This is a genomic window from Vibrio renipiscarius, assembly GCF_000827885.1.
In the GTDB taxonomy this organism is placed as follows: Bacteria; Pseudomonadota; Gammaproteobacteria; order Enterobacterales; family Vibrionaceae; genus Vibrio; species Vibrio renipiscarius.
Map to the genome: position 1 here is coordinate 814,414 of NZ_JTKH01000024.1, position 13,934 is coordinate 828,347.

Below are 13,934 nucleotides of genomic sequence, written 5' to 3' on the forward strand. Positions count from 1 at the left end.
TTAAACTCTCACTCCGCGACGTGAATCTTTACCCCAAATTAAATTGATCATCGCGCGAGACGCGAAAATGCCCGTAAACATACTGGTGAGCAAGCCAAGGCCAAGGGTCAAAGCAAAGCCTTGAATTGGGCCATTACCAATCATGTATAACGTCGCCGCAGAAATCAGCGTCGTAATATTGGAGTCAAGGATGGTGGCGAAAGCACTGCTAAAACCGAGATCAATTGACTGAGCAAGGCTACGACCTTCACGAAGTTTTTCTTTAATGCGTTCAAAAATCAGCACGTTGGTATCCACCGCCATACCGATGGTCAACACCAAACCGGCAATGCCGGGTAGGGTTAATACGGCGCCGGGAAGTAAGGCGATAAGACCAAGCAGCATCACCATATTCACCACCAAAGCCGCATTAGCGACCCAACCCAATTTACGATACCAAACGGCCATAAAGAGCAGAGTAAGACCCATGCCTAATGCCAAGGCGGCAAAGCCATTTTGAATATTCTCCGCCCCTAGAGATGGACCGATAGTGCGTTCTTCTACGATGGTGACAGGCGCGGTCAATGAACCCGCACGAAGCAGTAGCGCCAGATCTTGTGCATCGTTCAGTTGGCCTACGCCGGTGATTCTAAAGCGGTTCCCGAGTTGTGATTGGATGGTCGCAACGCTGATGATGGTGTTCGATTGCTCGACATTTCCTTGAGCATCGCGGCTGTATTCGCTGTACCCGGTCGCCATTGGTTTACCGATGTGGTTGCCTGAGAAATCAGACATCATTTTACCGCCGGCAGAGTCGAGGCTGATGTTGACTTCTGGCATGCCCATTTCACCCATTCCCGCACGCGCATCCACGATGTGCTCGCCGCTTAAGACTGGCTTACGAGTTACGTGTACTGGACGGCCCTCTTTGTCCATGATCATTTCTGTGCCATTGGTGCGCTCAGGTTTGACTTCATAGAACGCAAGGCTTGCGGTGGCACCAATCACATTTTTTGCGGCTGCTGGATCTTGTACACCAGGCAGTTCAATACGAATGCGATGTTCACCTTGACGCTGAACGGCCGCTTCAGTGATGCCGAGTTCTTCAATACGGCTGCGCATGGTTTGCAGGTTTTGCTGCACGGTTAAGCTGGTTAGCGTTTGTTTTTCTGAATCCGCGAGCGCCATAATCAGGTCGTTATCACCGTTCCCTTTTACCACCCACTGTGGGTATTGGGTTTTAATGTAATGACGTAGAGTGGCAACCGATTCTTCATTAGGCGCTTTGATGCTGATGTCTGCATCGCGATCCGCTTCAATACGCACGCCGCGAATGCGTTCTTCGCGCGCATAATCTTTGATCGAATCTTGTGCTTGCTCTGCATGAGAACGGAAGACTTCGTTCATATCCACATCAAGCAAGAACTGTACACCGCCGCGTAAATCTAGACCAAGTTTGATCGGCGTAAAGCCCATATCCAATAGCCACGTTGGCGCCGCGGGCACCATCGCTAACGTGACGATGTCTTCTTTTGGTGCAAACTCTTCTAAGATGTTTCTGGCTTTGTTTTGATCGTTGTTGTGCTCAAGTACAACGGTGGTTTCGTTGTCTTTTTGGCTGATGCGTTTGACGACGATGTTGTGCGCATCAAGCTGTTGTTGTGCCGTCACCACAGAGATTGGCGCGGCTTTATGATTGAGAATGACAGCGGCATTTTCACCAAACCATGACGGTAATGCGCTTAATAACATAATGATAATGGTGGTGATGAGGACCACGTACTTCCATGCCGAATAATGATTCAACACACTTCGATTGATTTTTTGTTTTTGCATAACACTTTTCTCTTCGGCAACGCCGATAGGAGTGAAATAGTGCCGCACCTAATCGCTAAGTTACAGGTTCTCTAAGAACCACTTTTATCGCCTAATGCACGTGTTTACGCGGCATGAGACTCAAAATTTAGGTGTGACAAATTGTGCCCAGAGAGGGCAAGAGAAAGAGGTTAGGCGTCGGCTTGGCTAATAAACCGATAGAGTAGGTTGGATTCTTTCCAGCCAGCGATGCGATGCGAGGTCGCGGGTGGATTAAGCGTCCAGTCGTGCCATTCATCGAGCGCGAAGTAGACACTCAAGCGCAGGGTCTGAGCATGGCTATCACTGAACTCAAACACTAACTCATAGTTAGGTTCTGCTTCATGCAAACGCTCAGGGATAAATGAGCCATTCCGTAAAATGGACGCAAGACTAGGAGAAAGCGATTTTGCTGGGGCACGCTGCTCGATATGCACTTTGTGCGCAGGGCTAGGAACGTGCTGTTCGCTGGTATCGTGATGAAGATTGGTATCATGATGAACGATCAGCTGAATCGGTTGGGTGAGTAGCGGTTTCGTGATAGGCGCATTGGCATCACTGGCTGCTATTGCTGCGCTAGCTGAAAAACAGGCGAGCAGCAGGCTAAGCATTACGCTCAACATACGACACCGCTTTATCCACTGCTTAGGCATACAATAACTCACAATATGATTCGCGATCATCATAAGCCTGAGTTTCAAAATCGACAAGCAGTGAATTGTTTTGTAATCAGAATTTTTACTTCTTTGGCCGTTGTCTTGTGTTTTTAAGTGAGGATGACTTATTTTAAGTTTCTGATTTCACTAGTTTTGTATTTTATTGCGAATACACGAGCGGGGGTTGGTCTGCTTTTGTGTGAATTTTGCGCATTTGAGCCTGTTATTGGGATAAACGCGTTATTTTTCATCGAATGATGAACCTCTTAACGAGAAAAAGCGGATAAATTGAACGTGGAATTCTGCCGTGTTTAGGGGTTTACAATATTCAGTAGATGCCGCAATCTCAATGCTCCGCTTCTAATTGAGTTCAATTACATGTACGCACAATCGTCTTCTCATAATATCAAACTGATTGCCTGTGATATGGATGGCACCTTGCTCGATGAATCCTCGCAACTAGACCCGCAGTTTTTCGATATCTATCGCCAGTTGTCTGATCAAGGCGTTATTTTTGCGGCGGCGTCTGGCCGTCAATATGCGAGCTTGCAACAAACGTTTGCACCAATTCAACATCAGATGATGTTCATTGCTGAAAATGGCACCTTGGTGATGCATAAGGGGGAAGAGCTTTATAGTTGCCCGCTAGACACGAAGACTGCGCACGACGTTATTGTTGAGACGCGTAATATTGAAGGGGCGTACATCGTATTGTGCGGTAAAAACTCAGCTTACATTGAAACGCAAGATCCTATCGCGGTGGCTGAATTCAGTAAGTATTACCATGCTTGCCACTACGTTGAAGATTTACTCGACGTCGATGATGAGTTTATCAAAGTCGCTATTTGCCATTTTGACAGTACAGAGAAGCATGTGTACCCGTCGTTGAATGCAAAATTTGGCGCAACCAATCAAGTGGTCGTCAGTGGCAAAATTTGGTTAGACATCATGAACGCCCAAGCCTCAAAAGGGGCGGCGATTGAACATTTGCAGAATACATTAGGCTTTACTTACGAGCAGACGATGAGTTTTGGTGATTACTTTAACGATGTTGAGATGTTAAAAGCGAGCTACCACTCTTATGCGGTCGAAAACGCCCACCCAGAAGTGAAGAAATTGGCACGCTTTATTGCACCGAGCAACCGTGAGTCGGGAGTGATTCAAGTCATCAAACAAACGGTGTTGAAATAAACGCATTCGGCAACGGTGAATAACGGTTGTCGATAAGTCATTCAATTTTTGATGCTTTCTATGATGACAAAGTCCCAATGCGAGTACGAGCCTTGGGACTTTGTTTTTGAATGGAGCAATGGCCGTACAGCCTAGCCTAATTTTGTCATTCTATTAATGGTAAAGCTGGCGACAGCACCCTCTGTGGCTTTCATGTACGCCGCTAAATGATCGTTGTTTAAATGCGTTTGTAACAGCGCTTCTGATGCCCAGTTTTCGTAAAAAACAAAATGCGCTGGGTTTTCGTTGTCTTGGTGCAAATCGTAGTTAATGCAGCCTTCCTCTGTACGCGTGATCTCAATTAATTTGAGCAATTCGCTTTTTACAAATTCAACTTGATCGGGTTGTGCGACGATATTCGCGACGATCGTTAGATTGGCCATCGAAGATTCCTCTATTTATCAATTTATCTATTTTCAGCCTTGGCTGTTTGCCCATGTCGGCTGTTCATCATTCATAATTCACCGTAAGCATAGCCTGTGATGGAAAAAGAAAAATGGTACGTGGCTAAAACCTGTTTCAAATAAAATTTGATAATCCCATCAAGAACCGACTTATCCCTCACGATTGAATTGGTCGCGATACTGCGTCGGCGACACGCCGACAATGCGCCGAAAGTGGTGGCGCATACTCTCTGCACTGTTAAAACCGGCTTGTACCGCCAGTTGTTCAATATTATGGGATTCACTTTCCAAAAGTCCTTTGGCTAATTCGGTGCGCTGAATGACTAACCATTCTTGTGGCGTGAGGCTCATGCTGGCGCGAAATTTTCGGTCAAACGTGCGGCGTGACATATTGGCTTTTTGTGCCATTAAATCAATCGTGATCGGTTGTCTTAAATTCGCTTTGGCCCATTGTAGTGATTCTGAAAACTGGTTAGGAACATGCAGCATCGGTGTATCGACAAATTGAGCTTGGCCTCCGGTTCGGTGCGCTGAAACCACTAGCCGCTTGGCGACTTGGTTGGCAATCGCATAGCCAAAATCTTGCCTGATAACGGCCAATCCTAAATCGAGTCCTGCGGCGCTGCCGGCAGAGCAGCCATATTGGCCATCAAATACATACAATACATTGCTGACGTAGTTCACATTGGGAAAGCGCGCACGAAATTGGGATTCAAAGGCCCAGTGTGTTGTGGCTTTCTTACCATCGAGCAGCCCCAGTCCACCAAGCAGAAACGCTCCGGAACAAAACGAAATGATGCGTTTATTTTGCTGGGAAAAGTGCAGTACCTCGGAGGCGGTCAGAGCATCGATAGTGGTGTTTCGAGTTGGCCAACTGGGGACGACCAGCATATCGTAATCGTTCAGATCGGTAACGTACTTGGTTTGCATGACGATGTTGCCAGTGGTGGTGATGGCTTGGTTGGTCAGGTTAACGATTTCCGCCTCATACCATTGTTCAAATTCTGGCCGAGACAGGGCAAATATCTCGACGGCACAGCCGAGCTCAAAGAGGGACACATCGGGGTGGGAAAGTATGGCAACGCGCATGAGTGTCTTCCTTAACATTCATTTAACTTGGCTTGATATTAACGATCGTTGACTTAAAAGCCAATGGTCGAGCGTGACGTCGCAATGAATAATGGTTAAACACAAACCGTTATCGATGAACAAGGAGAGGTTATGTCGAGTGTTGTATCAAGAGTACCTGCGGCACCCAGTGAGGAAGCGTTGCGCCATTTTAGAGGGTTACTGGCGTTTGAAACGGATTGTTGGGATGTTCACCATGCACTATCTAATCAAAGACAAGATTTTGTTTTAGTCGATATCCGTGGTCGTGAGTGGTTTGATCGAGGGCATATTGCCGGTGCGATCAATATCCCCCACAGCCGTTTGAATGAAAAAACCTTAGCCGAGTTTAAAGCTGACTGCCTTTTTGTGGTCTATTGCGCGGGACCTCATTGCAATGGAACCGAAAAAGCCGCGATTCGTTTGGCTACATTAGGTCGCCCGGTGAAAAAAATGATAGGCGGCGTTACCGGTTGGCTTGATGAAGGTTTCAACTTAATCGGCTCATAATTGCATCATGCTGGTGGTTGCTTGTATCAGGTGACGTTTTTCTATGCTGACACGGTCTTAATGTTAATGAATCTATGCATAAACTGCATAGATTAGCTGACGAAATATCATTAGGAAGTTATCACGTTGAGCCCTAAACTCCGCGCTCATTTTTATCTCATGGACTTTGTATGTTCTCACAATCGCTGACCGCGCAACTCACCCGTATGGTGTTGTTGCTGGTTTTGACGCTCGTTGTCGTTCATCACAGTGAGCCATTACTTGAATTGCTTGCACAGCAAGCCGTGGATATGGGTTGTCATCAACAAAATGGCGCGGCAGCACCTGATGCCCATGCACACCATCACTAATTGATCAGTAAGCGTTTTACTGATCAGCACATTTAGATGAGTTAATAAAAAATAATATGAGTATTTTCCGCTTTCCATTATTGGTATGGCTTGGGATCGGCATTTTGATCACCAGCCTCGGTATTCGTCAGTCATTTGGTATCTTTATGATGCCAATTTCTGAACACTTTCAAACGGGTCGTGAGTTCTTTAGCTTTGCGATTGCGTTGCAAAACTTGTTGTTTGGCGCTTTTCAGCCCTTTATTGGTATGGCAGCGGACAAATTTGGCTCAAAACGCATTATCTTTTTAGGTGCACTTTCTTATGCGTTGGGTCTTTATTTAACCTCGATTACCTCTGAAGCGAGCATGCTTTACGTGTCGCTAGGCGCATTGGTTGGTCTTGGCTTAAGTTGTACCAGTTATGTGATCGTGCTGGGGGCTGTGGCGAAAGTCGTTCCGGCTGAGCATGCGGCGAAAGCCTTTGGTTTAACGACGGCGGCAGGTTCGTTTGGCATGTTTGCTGTGATCCCTGGTGCGCAGTGGCTAATGATGGATTTTGGCTGGCAACAAGCGATGCAAGTCTTTGCGGTGTTGTGTACGGTGATCATGGCGTTGAGCTTGTTCATGAAAACGGCGCAAAGTAACAGCGGTGCAAACGCTCAAAATGGTCAAGAAGAACAGACATTGGGTCAGGCGATTAAAGAAGCATTTAATCATCGCGGCTATTGGTTGATCCATGCGGGTTTCTTCGTGTGTGGCTTCCACGTGATGTTTATTGCCACGCACCTGCCAAGCTACTTAGCGGATAAGCATTTGCCAGCGTCTAGTGCGGCGATGGCACTGGCGTACGTGGGTATCTTTAATATTTTCGGTTCATACTTCTGGGGTGTGATGGGCGATCGCTTTAATAAGCGTTACGTGATGTCTGCATTATACCTAATGCGTACAGTGGTTATTGCGGGCTTTGTGACTCTACCCATTACTGAAAACACCGCCGCCATTTTTGGTGCAGCGATCGGCTTTTGTTGGTTAGGCACGGTGCCGCTGACGTCTGGATTAGTACGTCAAATTTTCGGTGCGCGTTACCTTTCAACGCTCTATGGTTTGGTTTTCTTTACGCACCAGGTTGGCAGTTTCCTTGGCGCGTGGGCGGGCGGTCGTATTTATGATTACTACGGCAGCTACGAACCTATTTGGTGGTCGACGGTTGTATTGGCATTCATTGCCGCACTGCTGCATATTCCAATCAATGACAAGCCTGTCGCTCGTTTAGCAACGGCATAATCATTAACCGTAATATTACCGGTAATCAAAGAGCTGAGTTATACTCGGCTCTCTTTTTATTTATCGTTTATGGATTATCATGTTCTCGGAATGGATTACCTCTGAGGCTCTGATTGCAGCAGCTTTGATCTTTGTTGGTTCGTTTGTCCAAACATCGATTGGATTTGGCTTGGCTGTTGTTGCATCACCGCTGCTATTTCTTGTTTCTCCTGATTACGTTCCAGCGCCAATTTGTTTAGTGGCCTTGTTTATTTCGCTGTTGAATGCACTGAAATACCGTTCGAGCATTGAAATCGGTGGCTTAAAAATGGCCCTGATCGGCCGTGTTCCTGGCTCGATCGCTGGCGGCGCATTGTTAGTGATGGTGTCTGGGAGTGCCTTGGCGCTTTGGTTGGGGGTGTTAGTACTCTTTGCTGTCTTAGTGAGCTTATTGCCGATACGTATTGAACCTACCCCTATGCGCATGGGTATTGCCGGTTTCTTCTCTGGTTTCTTCGGCACCAGTAGCGCGATTGGTGGACCACCGATGGCGTTGTTATTGCAGCATCAAGAAGCTAACCAATTGCGTGGCAACTTGTCGGCCTTTTTTGTTTTCAGCTCGCTGATTTCATTGGGTGTGCAAATTCCGGTTGGTTTTCTAAACTTGCATCATCTATGGATTACATTGCCATTGTTGCCTGCGGCTTATCTAGGTTACCGATTGGCGCGTGCAACCACAGACTCGCTACCGAAAGAGAAGATTCGTATTGGTGCATTGGCACTTTGTTCGGTCAGTGGCGCAACAGCTGTCTGGCAAGGCCTGATGGCGCTATAATTCATGTTAGGTTCATCGTAATGATGAATACTGGGTGTCTGATTGATGGGTAAAGCCATCAAAAAAAGCAAAACGATCGCTAACAGAACATTAGATGAACCAGATTCACTCTCTATGTTTTCAATGTTCATTTTTTAAAAGAGGGTAATGAATATGCGTACGCTAGGTAACATCATTTGGTTTTTGTTCGGCGGTGTTTTTATGGGATTAATGTGGTGGATGTTTGGTTTACTCGCCTTCATTAGTATCATTGGTATTCCATGGGGCCGTGCTTGTTTTGTTATGGGTAACTTTTCTTTTTTCCCATTTGGCCAAGAAGCGATTTCTCGTGATGAATTAACGAACGAGCGTGATATTGGTACCAGCCCACTTGGTGTGATTGGTAATGTTATTTGGTTCCTATTAGCGGGCATTTGGCTGGCGATCGGTCATATATTATCGGCGGTGGCTTGCTTTGTTACCATCATCGGTATTCCATTTGCGTTGCAGCACTTGAAGCTGGCGGTGATTTCGTTAGCCCCAATTGGTAAAACGGTGGTCTCGAAAGAGGAAGCGGCGGCGGCGCGTTACTCCATGCGTCGATAGTTTTACCCGTAAAAATTAGACACTAAAAACGCCGCGATTTCGCGGCGTTTTTTTATATTAGAGAAGCGGCGCTTAGTAGGCTTTAATGCCAAACGCTCTTAGCTTGCTCGGCAAGATCTCATCGAGCCTGTCAATGTCATCGCTGGTGACTTCAATTAAGGCAAACTGGTGCTGTTGGTAGAGCGCAGTGATGTCTTGCTTTTGTTGTTCGTCCGTCGCCTCGGCGTCATCGCCCCAGTATTTCAGGTAAACCTTGCCGCTCGGTAGGTAAAAATCACACGCTTGATTGTGTTCGATCGGTAACGGGCGGTCATAAGCATGCACGATGCCATTCATATAGAGCCAATTGTCGATAATCAGCTCACCGCGTGAACGCACATAGTGCCCATCTAAGGTACGGTGTTTTGCCGCGAATTTTTGTTGAAAATTCACATACGATTTATCGGTGGCATTGTTGCTTGCTTCTTGGCCGGTAAACTCTATGACGGTTTGCTTTAAGTGTGGATTGTGAACCGCAGTATCATGCCAAATGACATAAGCTTGCTGACTCTGGTTATCAATGCGTTGCTGGCCGCCATGCATTAATCCTGAGGGCGTCACATGCCAGCCGTTGTCTGTTTTGTGTATCCAACCGAGCTCATTGAGTAACTGGTTTATCTTTTTTGCATTGAGTTGGAATCGTTCGCCTATTTGCGTGGCGGTGAGATGTTTGCCCGCCGTTAAAGCGTCATCAATGAAGAGATTTTCCGGCCAGATAATGTATTGACCAAATTTGGGGTGAGCGAAGTACTCCCCGCCGAACTTACGGCCGATGTCGGTTAAAACCCAGTTGTCTTCACTGCGATTGATATAGCCCGCGTGCTTTAGGTCACTAAACAGTTGCTTCACGTCGACATCGCGCATTTTCGCCAGTTGTGAAGTGGATACCTTTTGTTTCGTCATGGGTTCACCTAAGCGGTCATCAATGTGGAATCGCCTTGGTTGAGCGATATAAAGAGAAGTGAATCGGCAGGCGGGTAGTGTGACAGTTCTATGGTCAATACGCTATGGTTTCGCTGCGGTTTTGAGTTGGGGCTCGCGCAGAATGGACGCGGGGGGACGCCGTCCATTCTATGCCTTCTTATGATGGCGAGTGTTACGCGTGGTGGCAGGCCAATCGTTATGATTTAAACGTGTTTAAAACCACTTGATTGCGACCGAGCCCTTTTGCTTGATAGAGCGCCTTATCCGCTTGATCTATCGTAATATGTTGGCTAACCCAAACGCGAGTGACCCCCATACTGATCGTATAATGCAAGGGTTGGTCATTGTGTAAATAACCTCTTTTTTCAATCAGCTGGCGGAAAATGTCGCACTGCTCATACGCGTCGTTTTCATCCGTGGCGTGGAACAACACACAGAATTCGTCGCCCCCATAACGAGCATGACTAATCGCACGTGGTTTTGAGAAACACGTCTGCATAATCTCCGCGGTTTCTCTAATGATTTTGTCGCCACATTTATGCCCATGCTCATCATTAATACGCTGAAAACGGTCGATGTCGACTAGGGCAAAAAACACATGTTCATTATCAATATTTTGATCAATGGCCGCTCGAATGATGTGTTTATTATCCAACTGCGTCATCACATCTTTACTCATGAGTTTTTTATGCAATAGCACATTCGACAGAGCGATTTCAGAGTAATCGCGGATCATTCGCACAAGGGTATGAAAATTAGGAAAAAAAGCCTTGATATAGATAACGGCAATCAGCTCCTTGTTACTAAACAGAGGAAGGCTGTAATGACGTGAACGAATCATGAGTTTTTTCGCCAATGGGTCCGCTTGGTGTTTCCCTTTATATTGAATGTCTCCCGGCATAAAGTACGACGCTAAGTTCGCATCACACATGATGATGGTGCTATTACCATGAAAATCGAGTGTGCTGAATTGGTCATTTTCACTATCATAGAGACAAAATTGAACCCCTTGATGGGAGAGAAAACGGTCTACGGTAGCCCGGAATTGAGACTTAAAATCGGCCACTTCAGTTTGTTGGTTAAGCAATCTCAACGCATGGTTGAGTTGATGAATCAAATAACTGATTGAAATAATGATAAAAAGCAACGAAGCAATAAAAATGCCCGTTAACGTGAATTGATTGGACGCCGCCAAAATATCAGAACGATCCGTCCCCGAAATAAACACCCAGTCTAATGGGTTGTTGGCATCAAACACGGTCATCTTGAATTGATCTTGGTAATAATATTCGTGGCGGCCAAATTGTTGGCCTGATGCGATTAATTCACTAACGCCCCCATGATAACTGATAGAAGGCGAACCGATACGAGTCGGGTCGGGATGGAAAATCAGTCTTTCAGTATGACGATCAATCACAAATACATAGCCATCATTGAGCGTGCGTAATCCGCGCAAGCTTTGCGTGGCATGCATCAAATCGAATTCAAGCCAAATTTGGTGTTGATGATCAGGGGAGTATTTCACTGCGAAAACCCAGTACCCAGGCGTCTTTTCATACAATGAAGAAATCGCGATATTCGGCGACATTTTAACTAATGGCGTCCAAATAATATTGGGGTCTTGTTGAGCCTTTGTCGAATGCAAGAGAACGGAGCGGGTCTGCATTGTCTCATTATTGACATAAATAACATCCGCGTAAATTGGGGAGTGCTTCAGTATGCGCTTCGCCGTGTAATTAAACTGAGTGATCGATTTTGCATCGTCCAACAGAAAAAGTTTACTAGAGGCGGCTTCTATTTGAGCTGAAACCAAATGAGAAGCGGTGTTTAGGTTGGCAAAAGATTGAAGATATGCGTTTTGCTCAGAGGTTTTAAATTGCTGATAAGCGAAATAAGCCATACAAAAAGATAGCAGTATGACATACGGCCTGAGGGCGTGCGCGACGAGTTTAGGTAAAGCCATGGTAAAGATGTGCCAACATTTTATAAATTAGTGTGATTTGTGTCGTATCTTAAACGTATTCGTTATGCGCTTCAATGCGTAAATTATCAGCAAAAGTGGACAGGTGACGGTGGTGAGTAGAATTTAGGAGCAAATAAGTTTGCTCCTAAATTGGGGTGGAAAGGGGGCTCTATTCTGGTGAATAGTGGAAAACGGCAATCGAGGTTGGCTCAAGCAATACCTCTTTGCCATCAATAGTTTGATGAAGGTCAAAATGGCTGGTATTACAAATCATGGTCCATTGTTGAGCATCGTCCGTTGGGAGAGTGAATCGGGCAGGCGCATTTGTCTGATTGATGCAGTACAGTAACTCTTCGCCTTGCTCGCCTATACCCAGGTGCAGTGCCACCGCGGTTAATCGGTTCCAATCATCGTGCGAAAGGTCGGTACCATCTAAGCGACGCCAAAAAATGCGATTATGATTACGTTGCTCACCACTAAAGGCGCGAATAAACGGCACCATGTAAGTTTGGCGCGCACTGACCATATTGGCTAACCATTCTTTAAATGCTTGTTGGGTTTCCTTCAATTCCCAATTTAACCAACTGATCTCGTTATCTTGGCAGTAGGCGTTGTTGTTGCCTTTTTGAGTATGAGAGAGCACATCTGCCATCAAAAGGTGTGGAATACCAAATGAAAACAGTAAGGTAGCAATAAAATTACGCTTTTGTTTTTCACGCACCGCGAGAATCGAAGGGCGATCGCATTCGCCTTCTAAGCCATAATTTTCTGAACGGTTATCGCCATGACCATCTCGATTTTGCTCGCCATTGGCTTCGTTGTGTTTTGATTTATAGGAGACTAAGTCTTGTAGGCAAAACCCATCATGATAAGTGATGTAATTGACCGTTAAACGGTAGGGCCAGTTGGCCGCACTGTAGAGATCTCTCGATCCCATCATGCGCGTTGCTAACTCTGTTAAATAGCCGCGATCACCTCGCCAGAAGCTGCGGCTGATATCGCGCAATCGGTCGTTACACTCATTCCACCCGTTCGGGAAATTACCGACTTGATAACCATTTGGGCCGATATCCCAAGGCTCTGCAATCAGCTTGGTTTGTTTTAGAACAGGGTCTTGAGCAACCGCTTTGAAAAAGCCGCTGTTGGGATTGAAGTTATCGCCTTCGCGGCCAAGGGTGGCGGCCAGATCAAAGCGGAAGCCATCAATTTGGTACTCTTCCACCCAATAGCGCAGCGTATCCATCACTAAGTTTAATGAGGGCTGATAGGCCATATCGAGCGTGTTACCACAGCCGGTATAATTGGCAAAGTGATGGCCATGCTTAATGTAATGGCGTTTATCGAGCGCTTTGAGGTTGAATACAGGGCCATCGGCACCGGCTTCGGCAGTGTGGTTGTAGACAACGTCGAGGATCACCTCAATACCATGGCGATGCAGTTCGCGGATGGTGGTTTTAAGCTCAAATACGGCGTCGTATTCAGCGTAACGTGGATCGGGAACCATAAAGAGGTAGGGGTTATAGCCCCAATAATTCACTTTATTCATCGTGATCAGATGAGGTTCATGCATACAGGCAGCAATCGGGAGTAGCTGCAATGTATTGATATTCTGTTCGCGATAAAACGCCAGCATGGGTTCACTGATCAAACCGAGGTAGCGACCTTGCTGACTGGTTGATATTTCTGGATGGCGTTTGGTGACCCCTTTCACATGCGTTTCAAAGAGAACCATTTCATCTCGAGGACGATTCGGTTTTACCACATCTTGCCAGTCAAACTTAGTGTTGATGACAACACACTTGGCAAGTTGGTGGCTCTTCTTCGAATTGAACGGCAAGGTGTATTTCAACTCTCGCTCTAACGCTTTGGCATAGGGATCGGCGATATAGTGCTCATCGCCATTGATGGCGGTGATGTAACCGTATTTTTGTCCCGGTTGAATATCAGCAATATAGGTATGTTTAATGCCGGCGTATTCGTTCTCGAGTGAGTAAAGCGTGGCTGCGCCGTCATCGTCGAATAAGGCTAACTGGATATCCGCGCAGTTAGGCGAGTGGATCGCGAAGTTACACCCTTGTTCATCAAGAGTGGCTCCGAGTGGGAATGGGCTAGAATTAGGCACTGTCATCGATTCAATAATTTTGTCTTTGTTTTCGTGAAGTAAAAATTGTTATCGTCCTTGGATTACAAGTTTCAAAGACCACATAATTTTATATCAGAGATGAATGATTGATGCAGCATACCGCTATCTCAG

Annotated in this window: 13 protein-coding genes; 6 read left to right on the forward strand and 7 right to left on the reverse strand. The window is 46.2% G+C overall.

From position 1 onward, the window contains the following. Both secD and OJ16_RS17265 read right to left on the reverse strand, forming a co-directional pair. Positions 1-1,815 (reverse strand): protein translocase subunit SecD, encoded by a 1,815-nt coding sequence (gene secD, locus OJ16_RS17260; RefSeq protein ID WP_040992483.1) that lies wholly within the window; start codon positions 1,813-1,815, stop codon positions 1-3. Between the two features lie 170 nt (positions 1,816-1,985). Further along, on the reverse strand, positions 1,986-2,456 hold the full coding sequence (locus OJ16_RS17265; RefSeq protein ID WP_040992485.1) for a hypothetical protein: 471 nt from the start codon (positions 2,454-2,456) through the stop codon (positions 1,986-1,988). Positions 2,457-2,867: 411 nt separating this feature from the next. Between OJ16_RS17265 and OJ16_RS17270 the strand changes: the two genes are divergently transcribed. Next, a complete protein-coding gene (locus tag OJ16_RS17270) occupies positions 2,868-3,680 on the forward strand; it encodes a Cof-type HAD-IIB family hydrolase (RefSeq protein ID WP_040992486.1) in 813 nt (270 codons plus the stop codon). A 131-nt stretch (positions 3,681-3,811) separates the two neighbouring features. Here the strand turns inward: OJ16_RS17270 and OJ16_RS17275 are convergent, their stop codons facing one another. Beyond that, positions 3,812-4,102: a putative quinol monooxygenase gene (locus tag OJ16_RS17275; RefSeq protein ID WP_040992487.1), complete on the reverse strand. Its 291-nt coding sequence runs from the start codon at positions 4,100-4,102 to the stop codon at positions 3,812-3,814. A gap of 171 nt (positions 4,103-4,273) precedes the next feature. Beyond that, positions 4,274-5,212 carry a helix-turn-helix domain-containing protein gene (locus OJ16_RS17280; RefSeq protein ID WP_040992488.1) on the reverse strand — a complete coding sequence of 313 codons (939 nt, stop codon included), beginning with the start codon at positions 5,210-5,212 and terminating at the stop codon, positions 4,274-4,276. Positions 5,213-5,344: 132 nt separating this feature from the next. Here OJ16_RS17280 and OJ16_RS17285 point away from each other — a divergent pair, with 132 nt between their 5' ends. From OJ16_RS17285 to OJ16_RS17305, 5 genes are all read left to right on the forward strand, one after another. Next, a complete protein-coding gene (locus tag OJ16_RS17285) occupies positions 5,345-5,740 on the forward strand; it encodes a rhodanese-like domain-containing protein (RefSeq protein WP_040992490.1) in 396 nt (131 codons plus the stop codon). Between the two features lie 170 nt (positions 5,741-5,910). Then, a complete protein-coding gene (locus OJ16_RS17290) occupies positions 5,911-6,090 on the forward strand; it encodes a hypothetical protein (protein WP_040992492.1) in 180 nt (59 codons plus the stop codon). 56 nt (positions 6,091-6,146) lie between these two features. Next, on the forward strand, positions 6,147-7,355 hold the full coding sequence (locus tag OJ16_RS17295) for an MFS transporter (protein ID WP_040992494.1): 1,209 nt from the start codon (positions 6,147-6,149) through the stop codon (positions 7,353-7,355). 79 nt (positions 7,356-7,434) lie between these two features. Continuing rightward, positions 7,435-8,169: a sulfite exporter TauE/SafE family protein gene (locus OJ16_RS17300; protein ID WP_040992495.1), complete on the forward strand. Its 735-nt coding sequence runs from the start codon at positions 7,435-7,437 to the stop codon at positions 8,167-8,169. 153 nt (positions 8,170-8,322) lie between these two features. Then, complete coding sequence (locus tag OJ16_RS17305; RefSeq protein WP_040992755.1) at positions 8,323-8,754, forward strand: YccF domain-containing protein; 432 nt, start codon at positions 8,323-8,325, stop codon at positions 8,752-8,754. A gap of 72 nt (positions 8,755-8,826) precedes the next feature. Here OJ16_RS17305 and OJ16_RS17310 read toward each other — a convergent pair whose 3' ends face one another. From OJ16_RS17310 to glgX, 3 genes are all read right to left on the reverse strand, one after another. Further along, positions 8,827-9,696: a hypothetical protein gene (locus OJ16_RS17310; protein ID WP_040992496.1), complete on the reverse strand. Its 870-nt coding sequence runs from the start codon at positions 9,694-9,696 to the stop codon at positions 8,827-8,829. 217 nt (positions 9,697-9,913) lie between these two features. Then, complete coding sequence (locus tag OJ16_RS17315; protein WP_040992497.1) at positions 9,914-11,617, reverse strand: diguanylate cyclase domain-containing protein; 1,704 nt, start codon at positions 11,615-11,617, stop codon at positions 9,914-9,916. A gap of 232 nt (positions 11,618-11,849) precedes the next feature. Beyond that, positions 11,850-13,808 carry a glycogen debranching protein GlgX gene (gene glgX / locus OJ16_RS17320; protein WP_040992498.1) on the reverse strand — a complete coding sequence of 653 codons (1,959 nt, stop codon included), beginning with the start codon at positions 13,806-13,808 and terminating at the stop codon, positions 11,850-11,852. Positions 13,809-13,934 lie beyond the last annotated feature (126 nt).